This is a genomic window from Bosea sp. BIWAKO-01 (genome assembly GCF_001748145.1).
Taxonomy (GTDB): domain Bacteria; phylum Pseudomonadota; class Alphaproteobacteria; order Rhizobiales; family Beijerinckiaceae; genus Allobosea.
In genome coordinates, this window is sequence record NZ_BCQA01000001.1 from 317,546 (window position 1) to 331,852 (window position 14,307).

Below are 14,307 nucleotides of genomic sequence, written 5' to 3' on the forward strand. Positions count from 1 at the left end.
TCACAGGCCGAGGAACGATTCGAGCGGCCCCTTGAGCAGGCCGATCTGGAAGAATTTTTCGAGCGCGAGATAGAACAGAACAGCCGTCACGAAGGCGGTGCCGAGCGAGGCGAACCAGCTGTATCGCCCCTGGAAACGCATGGTGAAGACGAGGTAGAGGACCGTCGCGACATACATGCCAAGCGTGACGCTCAGCACTACGAAAGCCAGCATTGGCAGGAAGAAGGCGGCAACGCGCTTGCCCTGCTCGCGATCGAGAAAGACGTCCTGCAGATTGCCGGTTCCGGCAAAGCGCTTGCCGAGCGTGAGCACCAAGGTGCCGAGGCTCGCGGCCGCAACAAGCAGGCCGGTATAGAAGGGGAAGGCGCCCGGCTGCGGCCCGGACGAATCCCAGCCGACGCCGAAGTCCAGCGCACCATGGACGATGCCGAGCCCGAAGATCATCGTGGCCACGGCCATGGCGCATTCAGCCCAGAAGCGGGTGATCATGGCAGCCTCCTCCAGCGAACGGCTTCAAGCCGTCTCTTCACATTCAATGCGCCTGCCCCGGCCCTGTCGAAGGTGCCGGGACAAGGCCAATCGGGAAACGACCTGCCGCCGGCCGGCCCGTGGGCCGGCCGGCGGCAGGGAACCGTCTTACTTGACGACCCAGCCTTCGGCTTCGAAGGTCTTCTTGTTCGCGGCTTCGTCCTTGGCGACGAAATCGGCGAATTCCTTGCCCTTCATGAAGCGGCCGGTCTGCGAGGTGCGGGTGATGAACTCCTGCCACTCAGGCGTCTTGCTGACCTTCTCCATGATGTCGGCGTAGTAAGCGACCGCATCGGCGGGGACTTCGGCCGGCAGCCAGACGGTGCGCGGCATCTGGAAGGTCTCGAGCGGGAGGCCGGCTTCCTTGCAGGTCGGGATATCGCCCCAGCCCTTGCCCTCGAAGACCGCCTCGCCCTTGGCGAGACGCACCGGGCTGAACACGCAGAGCGGCTTCACCTGGCCGGCCTTCCACTGGCCGATATTCTCGTTGGGGTTGTTGACGTTGGAGTCGATGTGACCACCGGCGAGCTGCACGGCGGCTGCGCTGCCGCCCTGGAACGGCACGTAGATCCACTTCACGCCAGCGGCTTCCTGGATCATCGAGGTCAGCGTCTGGTCGGTGTCCTTCGACTGGCTGCCGCCCATCTTGAGCGAGCCGGGCTTGGCCTTGACCGCATCGATATAGCTCTTGGCATCGGCATAGGGGGCCTGGCCGTTGACCCAGAGGATGAACTCGTCCAGCGCCAGCGCCGAAACCGGCGTCAGATCGGAGAGCTTGTAACCAAGCTTGGCGACGTAAGGCAGCAGGTAGGCGTTATTGGTGCCGAAGATGACGCGGTGGGCGTCGCCCTTGCCGGCGCGGCCATGGATGTAGCCTTCAGCGCCGCTGCCGCCACCCTTGTTCACCACCACGATCGGCTGATCGAAGAGCTTGTGCTTGGTGATGATCGACTGGATGACGCGGGCAAAATTGTCGGTGCCGCCGCCGGCGCCCGAGGTGACCACGAATTCAACCGGCTTGGTGGGCTGCCAGGCCTGCGCGGCGGTTGCACCGGCCAGGCTGAACGCGACTGCAATACCAGCCGCAATGCTCGTCTTTTTCATTCGTTTCTCCCTTCGTGATTAGATGCCGGGCGGCTCATGAAACGGCTGCCCGGCCGCGGAAAACTCAAGCCGCCTTGCGTGCGGCCCTTCCTTCATTCGCCATCTTGATGGCGAGGCTGAGCGCCGCACGGGTCGCGCCGAGATTGGCGATGCCCTTGCCGGCGATCTCATAGGCGGTGCCGTGCGCCGGCGTGCAGATCGGGAACGGGAAGCCGCCGATCAGTGTGACACCACGATCGAAGCCGATCAGCTTCATCGCGATCTGGCCCTGGTCGTGATACATCGTCAGCACGGCATCGAAATCGCCGTTCCTGGCGCGCAGGAAGACGGTGTCGGAGGGGAACGGCCCCTCGACGGTGAAGCCCCTGGCCTTGGCCTGCTTCACGGCGGGCTCGATCGTCTCGATCTCGTCCCGGCCGAAATTGCCGCCATCGCCGGCATGCGGATTGATACCGGCCACGGCAATGCGCGGCGGGTTGAAGCCGGCAGCACGCAGATTGCCGTCGGCCAGCGTCAGCGCCTTGAGGATGCGCTCCTGGCTGATCGCAGCCGCAACCTCGGACAGCGGGATATGCGAGGTGACACGGGCGTTCCACAGACCGTCGAGAATGTTGAACTCGCTGGCATCGCCCTCATAGCCGATGGCATCGCGCACGAAGCGGATCTCGTCGTCATAGCCGGGATAGGCGAAGCGCATCGCAGCCTTGTTAAAGGGCGTGAAGAACACGGCATCGGCCTTGCCGTCCGCGGCGAAGCGCAGGGCGCGACGGAAATTGTCGGTCGCCGCCTGACCACCGGCGAGTGTCGCCTTGCCACGCTCGAGCGCGGCCGGATCGTGATTGGCAAGATCGATGAAGACCGGCTTCGCCGACTGGGCCGGAATCTCGTCGCCTTCGCCAATGACCAGCACGTCCGGGTCGACCTTGGCGTCCGCAGCTCCGAGATCGAGCAGGCGCTTGTCGCCGAAGACGACGTAGCGGGCAGACGAGCGCAGATCGGGCTCGAGCAGGATGCGCGCCAGCAATTCGGGGCTGATGCCGGACGGATCCCCCATCGCGACGGCTATCGTCGGCAGTGATCCGTTTGCGCGCATGTCCATCGCTCTCATCTCCTACGTGGCCGGATGTGATCAGGGCCAGACTTGGCCATCGACCTAGCATAGCCCTCTAAACGCTACAAGTATGCTGTATGCAGCATATCCATCTTGCTATAGGCTGAGCGCAAAGTGGCGGCCGGTTCAGAGTCGCGACGCGGCGCCCCGGAGGATCTGCCCATGAATTTTCATTCGCTCTACAGCGGCCTCAAGACCCCGATCGAGACCTGCCTGGTCGGCAGCGGCGGCTTCGGCCAGAGCTTCCTCGGCCAGGCAAGGCGGATCAGGCTGGTCAATGCGCGGATCGCGGTGGACATGACGTCTGAGGGCGCGGCCCGTGCGATGGCGGCCGCCGGCATCCCCGCCTCCGAAATCGTCGCCTGCGAAACGCCGGCGGAAGCCAAGGCGGCCTGGGCGGCCGGGCACCATATCGCCGCCGGGCGTCTGGAGACCGTCATCGACCTGCCCTTCCACCTGCTGATCGAGGCGACCGGCAGCCCGGAAGCCGCAACCCGCCACAGCCTGGCGGCGATCGAGGCCGGGCGCCATGTCGCGCTCGTGTCCAAGGAAGCAGACAGCGTCGTCGGCCCCGGCCTCGCCCGCCTGGCGCAGGACAAGGGCGTCGTCGTCACGCCGGTGGACGGCGATCAGCCGAGCCTGCTGATCGCCCTCGTCACCTGGGCCGAGTTGCTCGGGCTGGAGATCATCGCCGCTGGCAAGTCGAGCGAGTATGATTTCGTTCTCGATGCAGCGACCGGTGCGGTGACCTGCAACGGCGTGACCCATTCGCTCCCTGAGTTGCGCGACCATTGGCTGCCCGGTTCGCGTTCGATCGTCGGCAACGCCGCCGAGCGCGCCCGCATCCTGGGCAGCGCCTTCCCGCTCAGGGCCGTGCCCGATCTCTGCGAAATGACGCTTGTCGCCAATGCGACCGGGCTTGGGCCCGATACGCCCGGCTTCCATGCGCCGCCGGCCCGCATTCCCGAAATCGCCGATCTGTTCGCCGAACGCCGCCAGGGCGGCCTGAGCGCCGGCACGCGCCGGGTCGACGTCTTCCATCACCTCCGCCTGGCGGAAGAAGCGAGCTTCGCCGGCGGCGTCTTCATCGTCGTGCGCTGCGAGGACGATGCCACCTGGGACATGCTTGCCGGCAAGGGCCATGTCGTCAGCCGCACCGCCAAGACCGCGATGCTGTACCTGCCGCGCCATCTGCTCGGCGTCGAGGCCGCGACCAGCATCCTCGATGCGGCCGGGCTCGGCCGGTCCGGCTATGGCGAGGATTATCGTCCGCGCTGGGACCTGGTTGCCGTCGCGGAGCGGGACCTGCCGGCCGGCACCGTGCTCACCATGGGCGGCCATCACCACAGCATCGACAGCGTCGGCGCCGAAATGCGTCCGGCCGCGGCGCTCGCCGATGACCGCCCTGCCCCGTTCTACCTGGTTGCCAACCGCAAGCTGGTTCGCCCGGTGGCGGCCGGAGCCGCGATCAAACTCGGCGATGTCGAGATCGATCAGGGCTCGGTCCTGCTCCAGACCCGACGCAGGCAGGACGAGATCTTCGCCGAAAGCCCGGTGGAGCGCGCAGCTGCGGCGCGTTGACAGCCTGACGACCCCATGCCGTAACGATGAAAACGAGGGACGGCGATGACAAACGAAGCCGACATCACCCGGGCCACGCCGGATATCTATCCGCGCATCACCCGGCGCACCCTGCATGACGAGGTCCTGGAGCGCCTGCGCGACATGATCATCGAAGGCCGGCTCGCGCCTGGCCAGCGGATCAACGAAGGGCAGGTCGGCGCCCAGCTCGGCGTCTCGCGCACTCCACTGCGTGAGGCGATCAAGACGCTGGCGAGCGAAGGCCTGGTCGAGATCCTGCCCGCCAAGGGCGCGATCGTGCGCCGCTTCACCGACAAGGATCTTGCCCAGATCCTGCAGGTGCTGAAGACGCTCGAGCAGCTCGGCGGCCGGATGGCCTGCCAGCTGGCCAGCGACGAGACGATCGAGGCGATCCACGCGCTGCACAGGCAGATGCTGGAGCTCTATGAAACCAAGAACCGGCTCGAATATTTCAAGCTCAACCAGGCGATCCACAGCGCCATCGTTGCCGCCTCCGGCAATGCGGTGCTGATGGAGATGCACGAGACCCTGCAGGCGCGGATCAAGCGGCTGCGCTTCATCGGCAATGAGGGCCCGGTGAAATGGGCCGGGGCCGTGGCGGAGCATGAGGAGATGATCGTCGCCCTGAAGAAACGCGACGCGGACGCGCTGGTGGACGTCATCGGCCGGCACATGGACTCAACACGGCTGCGCGTCAGCGACGTCCTCTAGGCTCAGGCCCGGCGCTCGGAACCTCCGGGCGGATTGCAGGTTACCCCTTACGGGCCCGGCACATTCGCGAGGAATTGATGAGAGCAGTCCTGCTTGCCCTGGTGGCACTGGCGTTTTGCGTTTCCCATGCTCCGGCACAGGAGCCGCTCCAGGCCGATGAATTCGTCAAGAAGGCCGCGATCTCGAACATGATGGCGATCGAGCTCGGCACGCTCGCCTTGCAGAAAAGCTCTTCGCCCGAGATCAAGGCCTTCGCTCATCAGGCGGTGAACGACCGCACGACCGCCGGCACCGGCCTGCGCCAGATCGTGGCGAAGCGTTCGGGCATCGCCCTGCCCGAGCGGCCCGACCAGGCGCATCAGGACATCCTGCGCCAGCTCGGCGACAAGCAGGGGCCTGAGTTCGACCGCGCCTATGTCGCCGCGCAGAAGCAAGCCCAGGACGAGGCGATGGCGCTTTTCTCAGGCTATGCCCAGACTGGCTCGGATGCCGAACTGAAGGGTTTTGCCAGCAAGAGCTTGCCGCTCCTGCAAGCCCAGGGTGAGCTGACCCGGAAACTGCCGGGTGCCGACTGAGGCGCACGCGCGAAGGCACGTCGTCGTATCGAACCTCTTCGCCCGGCCCAAGACCCGGCGCGCCCCTTGCGCGAATTCGTAGGAAGAGCCGGGCACTAGCCCCGGAGCCTGGTGTCGAGTTCACGGAGGAAATCTCCCATGCGGCCTCGACCGGCGGGGACGTTGGGCATGCGCCGCAAGACGTCGCGAACGGCCGGAGGCGCGTGTTCCAGGGCCCAGCCCAGCTGCTCATTGCCGACCGTCTCGTCCTCTCCCGCTGCGATTTCCAGGGCCCGGGCCTGATGAGCCGCCGAGCCGAGGATGTGCCTGACCTGGTGCGGGCTGGCCTTGGGGTGCAGATACGCGGCCGCGGCCGCGAGACTGGCGGCCCGGGCGGCATCGGAGGCGGCAGGATCCTGCGTTTCGCGAGCGGCCGCATGCGCCGCCCAGGCAAGAGAACGCAACTGAGCCGTCCGCTTGCCGCCTTGGGCAAAGGCCTCCGCGCCTTCGATCGCGTCCCGCGGACGACGATCGGCGGGATACCTGGATTCGAAGAGCGACAGCGCCTGCCTGGCGCAGCTTGCGGCATAGAGTGTGATCTCGCGCAGCTCGTTTTCTCCGAGCTCCATCGCAGTCACGTCGTCATCCATCTGTCGGCTCTTTGGCGATGCGCGCGAACGGACCCCATCGATCGGACGGATGTCACGTTTGAAGCCCTTGCCGTCTCTCGCGGCACCCCATTCTCGGCCGGTCTCTTGGCTTCGCTCAACGTCTCAACCGCACATGTCTCGTAACCTGCACGTTATTCCAAACCTGAATCGATCAATCCCAAGGGTTAAGTGAGCGTCTCACGTGCCATTTCAATTTGCGTCTTCACGGAATTGGCAATGAAGCACTGTTCATGCGCCAAGTGGTGCAGTTCCGCCTGCTTTGCGGCAATTGGTGGCTCCCCGGCGTAGGCGATGGTCGGATTGAGCTCGACGCGGCTGACGATCATTTTTCCGTCGACCTTCTCCACCACGCCAGTCGCATTGTCCGGATAGCTCTCCACGACGATCCGTTGGGGCGCCGCGAGCGCGAGAAAGGTCAACATGTGGCAGCTGGAAATCGCCGCGATGTAGGCCTCCTCCGGATCGACGTTGGCTTCCACAGAATAGGGAAGCGGAACGATATGCGGCGAAGCAGACGCCGGTACGACCTGGCCGCCGTCAAAGCGCCAGATATGCGCGCGGCTGTAACGCTTGTCGGTGAAGACCGCTCCTTCGCGCTCCCAATGTACCTCAACGGTCATTTTCATGATCGATCCTTTGTCGGCATGGAAAGAAGCCTTGCCGTCGTTTGAGTGAGATGGCGGCGAAGATGCTGAGCCGCAGCGCTGAAATCTTGCTTTGCACAAGCAGAAATGATCGCAGCGTGTTCCTCGAAAAACTCGATACGTTCCTGGGCGCCACGCGTTTGATGAATAGTCGCGCGCCGGGATTCTTGTCGAAGCGTTGTAATGGATTTCAGCAATCGAGTATTTTTACATCCGATGTAGAGAGTAAGATGAAAATTCTGATCCAGCTCTTCAATCCGCAACGGATCGTACTCGGCGATCAGCTCATCATTGAGCCTTTCGGCCGTCCGCAAGATGAGAGGCGAGAGCGACGGGGCCGATTGCTCGAAGGCCGCAACCTCCAGAATAGCCCGAAGCTCGCAAAGTTCAGTCGCCTCCTGTTCTGAGAGGATGGCGACCGCCAGGCTTCGATCGGGACGCCGCACGACCAAGCCACTCCCCAGCAGCCGGTCCAAGGCCTGCCGGACCGGCTGGCGGCTGACGCCGAAACGCTCGGCGATCGTTTCCTGCTTGAGAACCGAGCCTGGCGGCAATTCACCGGACTCGATCTCGTCTCGCAGCTCGCTGAAAATCGACTTTGGATCCATGGATCCAAAGTAACTGTCTTTGAGAGTTGGTCAAGCCTTGATCAGCTGACGAATGTTCCCCGCGGAGCGCGGCGTGCTCGCACCTCCCTCCGGCTCAAGAAACGAAGCGACCAGGGGGCGCTGCGCCGGCGCACGAGCGCATGTTCTGAAGGTTCGAGGAGCCACCGCCTCACCGCTACCCGCTACGACAAGTGCGCAGACATCGTGCGCTCAGCCGTCCGCTGCGCAGCAGCGGTCACTTGGTGGGCGATCTGAGTCTCAACCCTAAAGCAGGCGGGCATACATGACGAAGACGCCGCCCGATCCGAATGGCCGCTCGTAAAGCGCGCGCGCCGGCTCATTATCGAGCTCGGTTCCGACCCAGACCTCCTCGCAGCCGAGCTCGCGCCCCCAGGCGAACATGTCGTCCAGCATCCGCCGCGCCAGGCCCTGGCGCTGCAGCGCGGGGGCAACGGCGACCTCATCGATATAGAGCTCCGTCCTCTTGTCGGGATGGCGATGGATCACGGCGGCGACCTGCGCCATCACCACACCCTCGTGAAGTCCGACAAGCATCATATGCCCGGGCGAAGCGAGATAGGCGCTGAGCCTTGCCGGATCGACCGGCTCGTCGAAGACATCCTCGTCGACGCGCTCGAACAAGGCCATGTCCGCAGGGCCTACCCGTCTGATCTCGACGTCCACGATCTGCTCCCCCCGTCCGGCCCGCTTGACAGTCACCCGGCCCTCGCCTCCGCTTGTCGCAAAACAGAATGGGGAAGGATACGCCGGTCATGCTGACCTTGCGCCAGATCGAGGTGATCCGCGCCATCATGATCACCGGCACGATTGCCGGGGCGGCCAAGCTGCTCAGCGTCTCGGCGCCGGGAATCAGCCGCCTGATGAAGCATACCGAACGCACGCTGCGGTTGAAACTGTTCGAGCGCCGGCACGGGCGCTACATTCCGACCCCTGAGGCCAACGATATCTTCGAGCAGATCAACGGGGTCTACAAGAAGGTCGACGACCTGCATTACACGCTCGCCCGCATCGAGCGCGGCGGCGAGATCGAACTCAAGCTCGGCTCCGTGCCGAGCATCTGTCATGTCATGGTGCCGCGTGCGATCGAGCGGCTGCGGCGCAAGCATCCGGACCTGCGCATCGACATCAACATCCTGAAGATCGAGGAAGCGCTCGACTATCTCCTGCTCGGCAAGGGCGAGATCGCCGCGATGAGCTACAAGCTCGACCATCCCGGCATCGATTTCATCCCGCTGGCGATGGGCGAGCTGCTCTGCATCGTCCCCGACGGCCACGAGCTTGCCGGCCGCACTTCACTGTCGGCGCGCGAGATCGTGCGGCACGAACTGATCGGCATCGATCCCAATGATCCCTATGGCCGGGTCATGAGCGAGATCTTCAGCCGTCAGAGCCTGGCCTATGACATGCGGATCAAGGCCCGCTTCGGCACCACCGTCTGCTCGCTCGTGCGAGCCGGCCTCGGCATCGCGATCATCGACCAGTTCACCGTCGCGCATGGCTCGATGCAGGGCATCACCGCGATCCCGATCGAGGAGCCGACCCAGTTCCAGACCTATGTCGCGATCAAGAACGACAAGGCGCCTTCGCTCTATGCCGAGACCTTCGTCACGCTGCTGCGCGAAGAGATGAACGCAGTGGTTTCGCCGCGCCTGCGTGCCTCGGCGAAGGCAGTGGAAAAGATAACATCAGGTTAGGTAATGCGGATGGATTGGTTATCGCGTTACTAGCTGAAATTGGTTTATGTGACGTATGGCAACGCCTGCGACCATGACGGGCGAGCCAAGAGGGATCGGACATGCCGGCAATCGCCGTCGCCAACAAGACCAAGCGTGTGCTGCTCGGGCTGCTAGGCTCGCCGATCGCGCATTCGGCGTCGCCGGCGATGCATGAGGCTGCCGCACGGGCAGCCGGGTTTGAGGCGCATTACCACCTGATCGAGGTGACCGGCGCAAGCCGCGTCGATCTCGCTGCCACACTGGACGGGGTCAGGCGGCTGGGCTTTTCCGGCATCAACGTCACCTTCCCCTATAAGGAGGCCGTGACCGGCCTGCTCGACGGGTTGTCGCCGGAGGCCGAGGCACTTGGCGCGGTCAACACCATCGTGGTCCAGGACGGCCGGCTCATCGGCTACAACACCGATGCAAGCGGCTTTGCCACGGCCTATCGCGGCCTGAAGCGGGAGGATGGCCACCAGCCGGTGGCGATCCTCGGCGCAGGCGGCGTCGGCAAGGCGATCGCCTTTGCGCTGGCCGCCTCCGGAGCGATCCGGCTGCGCCTGTTCGATCTCGACCGCGCCAAGGCGGCGACGCTTGCCGGGCTGCTCGGAACCCGGGCGGAGGTCGAGATCGCCGGCAGTGCGGAGGCCGCGGTCACCGGCGCCGCCGGCATCGTCAACGGCACGCCGATCGGCATGTTGCCAGACCGGGGCACGCCCGTGCCGGCAGCGCTGATCCGGCCCGGCCAGTGGGTCGCGGACGCAGTCTATCATCCGCTCATGACGCCCCTGCTGATGGCGGCGCAAGCAGCCGGGGCGACGGTCATGACCGGGCGCGAACTGGCAATTCACCAGGCTCTGGACGCCTTCCGGCTGTTCACCGGCGCAGAGCCTTCGGACACCGCGATGGCCGAGGCCTTCGACAGGATCATGGCGGCGCGCACGACGATCGATCGCGCGGCCTGAGCGACGCCCCGGCAAGACCGGGCGGAGACAAGAAACCGGACAACTGGAGGAAACATCATGAAATCCAAGTGGATCATCGCCGCGGCGCTCAGCGCAGGGCTCGCGACACCGGCCCTGGCGCAGGACAAGGTCAAGCTCGTCAACGTCGTCGAACTCTCGGGTGCGGGTGCGACCGCCGGCACCAACTGGAAGAACGGCATCGATCTCGCCGTCGCCGACATCAATGCCAAGGGCGGCATCCTCGGCAGGAAGATCGAGATCGTCCATTACGACACGCAGACCAACCCGGGGAACACCCGCGCCGCGGTGCAGCGCGCCATCGACGAGGGCACCTATGCCGTGCTCGGTCCGGTCTTCTCCGGCCCGATCGGCGCCTCGATGCAGATCGCCCAGCGCGCGGAGATCGCGCAGTTCGTCGGCGGCGAGGCCGCCGGCCTGACCAAGCAGGGCAACCAGTACCTGTTCCGCACCTCGCTCAGCCAGGCGGCGGCGATGCCGAAGATCGCGAACTACCTGAAGAACACGGTCAAGGCGGGTTCGGTCGCGGTCGTCTGGGTCAATAACGACTTCGGCAAGGGCGGGCGCGACGCCATCATGCCCGAGCTCGAGAAGGCCGGCATCAAGGTGGCGGCCGATGTCGCGACCGAGCAGGGCCAGGCCGATTTCGCCGCCGACGCCATCAAGATCAAGAACTCGAATGCCGATGCCATCTTCGTCTATCTCAACGAAGAAGAGAGCGCCCGCTTCCTGCGCGCCGCCAAGCAGCAGGGCATCAGCAAGCCGATGGTCGGCGAGACGACGCTGCTCGGCGCCAAGGTGATCGAGCTCGCGGGCGAGGCCGCCAACGGCGTCAAGGGCCATGTCGGTCTCTCGATCGACGCGCCGATCCCGGCCTTCCAGGAGTTCGGCAAGAAGTACCAGGCCAAGTACAACTATGCCTCCGACCATAACGGCCTGAAGGGCTACATGGCCGTCTACATGATCAAGTGGGCGACCGAGAAGCAGAAGAAATTCGACAGCAAGGGCGTGGCCGATACGCTGCGTGGCGCGACTATCAAGCCTTCGGACGAGCCGGGAATTCTGATGGAGACCACCATCGAGAGCAATGGCGACCTCGACCGCGAGAGCTTCCTCGCCGAGGTGATCAACGGCAAGCAGGTGATCAACGCGACCCTGCCCAAGATCAAGCCGTAAGCCCAAGCCGTAAGACGAAAACACCTCGCCACGTCATCCCCGGGCGACCGAACGGACGCCCGGGGTCCAGAAGCGGACGCAACGCGCCGGGCCTGGATTGCGGCACCGCGCGGCCAGTGGCCACCCGGGCCGCGATGACGACGGCAGGTCGGAACACAGGCAGCGCCAACAGGACGAGGACGCGCCATGGCTGAATTCATCGCCTATCTCATCGCCGGCATCGCCACCGGCGCGATCTACGCGCTGGCCGCGATCGGCTTCACGCTGGTCTGGCAGACCTCGCAGACGATCAATTTCGCTCAGGGCGAGTTCGTCATGCTGCCGGCAGTGCTGGTGCTGCTCGCCATCAAGCTGTTCGGCGCGCCGATCTGGCTGGGTGCGCTGATCGGCATCGCCGCCTTCATCCTGATCTTCGGCGTCGGCTTCAAGGTCGCAGTGGTCGATCCGATGATCCGGCACGGCGTCCTGCCGCTTGCCATCGCCACGATGGCGCTCTCGATTATCATGAAGGAAGGCGCCAAGGATGGCTTCTCGGCGGAGGCCCAGAACTTCCCCTCCTTCGTGCCGACCCAGACGATCTCGGTCTTCGGCGCCTCGATCTCGCTGCAGCATCTCGCCATCATCGTCGTCGCCTTTGCGGTCATCGGCCTGCTGCAATGGTTCGTCGGCGGCACGCGGCTTGGCCGGCAGATGCAGGCCACGGCCCAGAACCCGACGGTCGCGCGCATTCTCGGCATCCCGGTCGAGCGCATGGTGCTGCTGACCTTCGTGATCAACGCCGCACTCGCCGTCGTCGCCTCGGTGCTGATCTCGCCGATCTATCTGGCGAAATTCTCGAATGGCGAGGTCATCGGCCTGTTCGCCTTCATCGCCGCCATCGTCGGCGGCTTCAACCAGGTCCGCGGCGCGCTGGTCGGCGGGCTCGTGGTCGGCATCGTCGACAGCATGGCGGCGGCCTATATCTCGACCTCCTATCGCCTGGCCGTGCCGCTCGTCCTGCTCGTCGTCATCATCCTGCTCAAGCCGGAAGGCCTGATGGGCCGCAAAGAGGAGCGCCGCGTATGACTGCGCCCGCGACCGAGGGACGCCTGCCGCAGCAGCGCGGCCGCCTTGAAAGATTGCCGTCCTTTGCGACCTTCGCCGACGGCACGCTGATCACGCTGATGCTCGGTGCCGCGATCCTCTGGTTCGCTCCGGCCGGCATGGGCCGCTACGGCACCTATGTGCTCTCGCTCTGGCTGGTGATGAGCATTGCCGTGATGGGCCTGAACCTGACGCTCGGCTATGCCGGCCTGAAGTCGCTGGCGCAGGCCGCCTTCATGGGGCTCGGCGCCTATGCAACCGCGCTGCTGACCACCAAGGTCGGGCTGAACTGGTACGCTTCCTTCGCGATCTCGGGCCTGCTGACCTTTGCGGTTGGTCTGGTGCTCGGTTTCCCGGCGCTGCGGGTCAAGGCGCATTATCTCGCCTTCGTCACGCTCGCCTTCTCCACGCTGATCTGGCTGATCCTGCGCAACGAGCAATGGCTGACCGGCGGCGTCTTCGGCCTCTCCAACATCCCGCGCCCCAGCATCTTTGGACTGAAGCTCGACGGCGCGCTCGCCTTTCACCGTTTCGTCGTCATCGTCACCCTGATCCTGGCGATCGCGCTATGGTGGATGATCCGCTCTCCCTGGGGGCGCGCCTTCACGGCGCTGCGCGAGAACCCGATCCGGGCCGCCAGCCTCGGCATCGACACGCGCATGTACACGCTGCTCGCCTTCGCCATCGGCTCTGCCTATGCCGGCTTTGCAGGCGCGCTCTACGCTCCGCTTGTCGAGTTCATCGACCCCTCGCCGTTCTCGCTGTCGCAGAGCTTCTTCCTGCTGCTGATGGTGGTGGCGGGCGGCGCCGGCTACCTGCTCGGCCCGTTCATCGGCGCGCTGCTCGGCGTGGTGCTGCCGGAATGGCTGCGCGTCGTAGGCTCGCTCTACCTGATCATCTTCGCGACCATCGTCATGCTGCTGCTGATCGCCTGCCCGCAGGGCGTGAGCGGCCTGCTCGAACGCGGCTGGGCGAAGCTCACCGGCAAGGGCAAGAACGACAGGAATGTGGCCAGCAAGAGCGTGGCCGCCAGCACCGGAGACCGCTCATGAGCCCGGTCCTCGAAGTCTCGAACATCCACAAGGCCTTCGGCGGCATCAAGGCGGTGAACGGCGTCTCCTTCTCCGTCAAGGAAGGCGAGATCCTCGGCATCATCGGGCCCAATGGCTGCGGCAAGTCGACCTTGTTCAACTGCATCCTGGGCCAGCTCGACCCGACCGAGGGCAGCGTCAGGCTCGACGGCAAGGAGGTCACGGGCATGCGCCCCTCCGACCTCAACCGCCTCGGCGTCAGCCGCACCTTCCAGCTGCTCCAGGTCTTCCCCGAGCTCTCGGTGCGCGAGAACCTGATCCTCGCAGGCCAGGAACATGAAGGCACGATGCTCTCGCGTTTCTTCGGGCGGCGCGATGCCGGGCTGACCGAGAAGGCCGACCGGATGATCGGTTTCTTCAAGCTCGGCCATCTCGTCGACGCCAAGGCGGGCGGGCTCTCCTATGGCCAGCAGAAGCTGCTCGATGCCGCGATGGCTTTCATGGCGGGGCCCCGCCTCGTGCTGCTCGACGAACCGGCAGGCGGCGTCAACCTGACGATGCTCGGCGACCTCAAGGAACGCCTGCGCGCCATCAATGCCGAGCAGGGCGCGACCTTCGTGGTGATCGAACACAACATGGATTTCGTCATGTCGCTCTGCACCCGCGTGCTCGTGCTGGCGGAAGGCAAGGTCCTGGCCGAAGGAACGCCCGCCGAAGTCAGGGCCAATCCGCAGGTCATCGAAGCCTATCTCGGGCATTGAGGAA

General features: G+C 65.0%; 16 protein-coding genes. 9 read left to right on the plus strand and 7 right to left on the minus strand.

Annotated elements, in window-relative coordinates; all coding sequences use genetic code 11:
- The 3 genes from BIWAKO_RS01490 to BIWAKO_RS01500 form a co-directional block, all read right to left on the minus strand.
- Window positions 1-489 (minus strand): tripartite tricarboxylate transporter TctB family protein, encoded by a 489-nt coding sequence (locus BIWAKO_RS01490; protein ID WP_069877035.1) that lies wholly within the window; start codon window positions 487-489, stop codon window positions 1-3.
- A 147-nt stretch (window positions 490-636) separates the two neighbouring features.
- A complete protein-coding gene (locus BIWAKO_RS01495) occupies window positions 637-1,632 on the minus strand; it encodes a Bug family tripartite tricarboxylate transporter substrate binding protein (protein ID WP_084651108.1) in 996 nt (331 codons plus the stop codon).
- 64 nt (window positions 1,633-1,696) lie between these two features.
- Window positions 1,697-2,725, minus strand: a complete 1,029-nt coding sequence (locus BIWAKO_RS01500; RefSeq protein WP_069882071.1) for a 4-hydroxythreonine-4-phosphate dehydrogenase PdxA — start codon at window positions 2,723-2,725, stop codon at window positions 1,697-1,699.
- Between the two features lie 180 nt (window positions 2,726-2,905).
- Here BIWAKO_RS01500 and BIWAKO_RS01505 point away from each other — a divergent pair, with 180 nt between their 5' ends.
- The 3 genes from BIWAKO_RS01505 to BIWAKO_RS01515 all read left to right on the plus strand — a co-directional run bounded on the left by BIWAKO_RS01505 (window position 2,906) and on the right by BIWAKO_RS01515 (window position 5,631).
- The gene (locus BIWAKO_RS01505) at window positions 2,906-4,324 is read left to right on the plus strand and encodes an SAF domain-containing protein (protein WP_069877036.1); all 1,419 of its coding nucleotides are present in this window, start codon (window positions 2,906-2,908) and stop codon (window positions 4,322-4,324) included.
- A gap of 45 nt (window positions 4,325-4,369) precedes the next feature.
- The gene (locus tag BIWAKO_RS01510) at window positions 4,370-5,056 is read left to right on the plus strand and encodes a GntR family transcriptional regulator (protein WP_069877037.1); all 687 of its coding nucleotides are present in this window, start codon (window positions 4,370-4,372) and stop codon (window positions 5,054-5,056) included.
- Between the two features lie 77 nt (window positions 5,057-5,133).
- On the plus strand, window positions 5,134-5,631 hold the full coding sequence (locus BIWAKO_RS01515) for a DUF4142 domain-containing protein (protein ID WP_069877038.1): 498 nt from the start codon (window positions 5,134-5,136) through the stop codon (window positions 5,629-5,631).
- A 95-nt stretch (window positions 5,632-5,726) separates the two neighbouring features.
- Here BIWAKO_RS01515 and BIWAKO_RS01520 read toward each other — a convergent pair whose 3' ends face one another.
- The 4 genes from BIWAKO_RS01520 to BIWAKO_RS01535 all read right to left on the minus strand — a co-directional run bounded on the left by BIWAKO_RS01520 (window position 5,727) and on the right by BIWAKO_RS01535 (window position 8,217).
- Window positions 5,727-6,260, minus strand: a complete 534-nt coding sequence (locus BIWAKO_RS01520) for a putative immunity protein (protein WP_069877039.1) — start codon at window positions 6,258-6,260, stop codon at window positions 5,727-5,729.
- Between the two features lie 185 nt (window positions 6,261-6,445).
- Window positions 6,446-6,907: an OsmC family protein gene (locus BIWAKO_RS01525; RefSeq protein WP_069877040.1), complete on the minus strand. Its 462-nt coding sequence runs from the start codon at window positions 6,905-6,907 to the stop codon at window positions 6,446-6,448.
- On the minus strand, window positions 6,904-7,533 hold the full coding sequence (locus tag BIWAKO_RS01530; protein ID WP_069877041.1) for a GntR family transcriptional regulator: 630 nt from the start codon (window positions 7,531-7,533) through the stop codon (window positions 6,904-6,906). The genes BIWAKO_RS01525 and BIWAKO_RS01530 overlap by 4 nt, the downstream gene beginning before the upstream one ends.
- Before the next feature lie 264 nt (window positions 7,534-7,797).
- On the minus strand, window positions 7,798-8,217 hold the full coding sequence (locus BIWAKO_RS01535) for a GNAT family N-acetyltransferase (protein ID WP_069882072.1): 420 nt from the start codon (window positions 8,215-8,217) through the stop codon (window positions 7,798-7,800).
- A gap of 89 nt (window positions 8,218-8,306) precedes the next feature.
- On the opposite strand from BIWAKO_RS01535, the gene BIWAKO_RS01540 reads away from it, so the two are divergent.
- The 6 genes from BIWAKO_RS01540 (at window position 8,307) to BIWAKO_RS01565 (ending at window position 14,303) form a co-directional block, all read left to right on the plus strand.
- Window positions 8,307-9,248, plus strand: coding sequence for a LysR family transcriptional regulator (locus tag BIWAKO_RS01540; RefSeq protein WP_069882073.1), 942 nt, complete (start codon window positions 8,307-8,309; stop codon window positions 9,246-9,248).
- Between the two features lie 101 nt (window positions 9,249-9,349).
- A complete protein-coding gene (locus BIWAKO_RS01545) occupies window positions 9,350-10,234 on the plus strand; it encodes a shikimate dehydrogenase (RefSeq protein WP_069877042.1) in 885 nt (294 codons plus the stop codon).
- Window positions 10,235-10,291: 57 nt separating this feature from the next.
- A complete protein-coding gene (locus BIWAKO_RS01550) occupies window positions 10,292-11,428 on the plus strand; it encodes an ABC transporter substrate-binding protein (RefSeq protein WP_069877043.1) in 1,137 nt (378 codons plus the stop codon).
- Window positions 11,429-11,614: 186 nt separating this feature from the next.
- Window positions 11,615-12,493, plus strand: a complete 879-nt coding sequence (locus BIWAKO_RS01555) for a branched-chain amino acid ABC transporter permease (protein WP_069877044.1) — start codon at window positions 11,615-11,617, stop codon at window positions 12,491-12,493.
- Entirely contained in the window at window positions 12,490-13,563 is a 1,074-nt protein-coding gene (locus BIWAKO_RS01560; RefSeq protein ID WP_244523336.1) for a branched-chain amino acid ABC transporter permease, read from the plus strand. Before BIWAKO_RS01555 ends, BIWAKO_RS01560 begins: the two co-directional genes overlap by 4 nt.
- On the plus strand, window positions 13,560-14,303 hold the full coding sequence (locus BIWAKO_RS01565) for an ABC transporter ATP-binding protein (RefSeq protein ID WP_069877045.1): 744 nt from the start codon (window positions 13,560-13,562) through the stop codon (window positions 14,301-14,303). Before BIWAKO_RS01560 ends, BIWAKO_RS01565 begins: the two co-directional genes overlap by 4 nt.
- The last annotated feature ends 4 nt before the right edge of the window (window positions 14,304-14,307 follow it).

What these genes read in the sequence shown, in the direction of transcription:
- BIWAKO_RS01560 (WP_244523336.1), top strand. Translation starts at nt 12,490, where the DNA reads ATGACTGCGCCCGCGACCGAGGGACGCCTGCCGCAGCAGCGCGGCCGC.
- BIWAKO_RS01495 (WP_084651108.1), bottom strand. Translation starts at nt 1,632, where the DNA reads ATGAAAAAGACGAGCATTGCGGCTGGTATTGCAGTCGCGTTCAGCCTG.
- BIWAKO_RS01525 (WP_069877040.1), bottom strand. Translation starts at nt 6,907, where the DNA reads ATGAAAATGACCGTTGAGGTACATTGGGAGCGCGAAGGAGCGGTCTTC.
- BIWAKO_RS01520 (WP_069877039.1), bottom strand. Translation starts at nt 6,260, where the DNA reads ATGGATGACGACGTGACTGCGATGGAGCTCGGAGAAAACGAGCTGCGC.
- BIWAKO_RS01565 (WP_069877045.1), top strand. Translation starts at nt 13,560, where the DNA reads ATGAGCCCGGTCCTCGAAGTCTCGAACATCCACAAGGCCTTCGGCGGC.
- BIWAKO_RS01540 (WP_069882073.1), top strand. Translation starts at nt 8,307, where the DNA reads ATGCTGACCTTGCGCCAGATCGAGGTGATCCGCGCCATCATGATCACC.
- BIWAKO_RS01545 (WP_069877042.1), top strand. Translation starts at nt 9,350, where the DNA reads ATGCCGGCAATCGCCGTCGCCAACAAGACCAAGCGTGTGCTGCTCGGG.
- BIWAKO_RS01555 (WP_069877044.1), top strand. Translation starts at nt 11,615, where the DNA reads ATGGCTGAATTCATCGCCTATCTCATCGCCGGCATCGCCACCGGCGCG.
- BIWAKO_RS01530 (WP_069877041.1), bottom strand. Translation starts at nt 7,533, where the DNA reads ATGGATCCAAAGTCGATTTTCAGCGAGCTGCGAGACGAGATCGAGTCC.
- BIWAKO_RS01500 (WP_069882071.1), bottom strand. Translation starts at nt 2,725, where the DNA reads ATGCGCGCAAACGGATCACTGCCGACGATAGCCGTCGCGATGGGGGAT.
- BIWAKO_RS01550 (WP_069877043.1), top strand. Translation starts at nt 10,292, where the DNA reads ATGAAATCCAAGTGGATCATCGCCGCGGCGCTCAGCGCAGGGCTCGCG.
- BIWAKO_RS01515 (WP_069877038.1), top strand. Translation starts at nt 5,134, where the DNA reads ATGAGAGCAGTCCTGCTTGCCCTGGTGGCACTGGCGTTTTGCGTTTCC.
- BIWAKO_RS01510 (WP_069877037.1), top strand. Translation starts at nt 4,370, where the DNA reads ATGACAAACGAAGCCGACATCACCCGGGCCACGCCGGATATCTATCCG.
- BIWAKO_RS01490 (WP_069877035.1), bottom strand. Translation starts at nt 489, where the DNA reads ATGATCACCCGCTTCTGGGCTGAATGCGCCATGGCCGTGGCCACGATG.
- BIWAKO_RS01505 (WP_069877036.1), top strand. Translation starts at nt 2,906, where the DNA reads ATGAATTTTCATTCGCTCTACAGCGGCCTCAAGACCCCGATCGAGACC.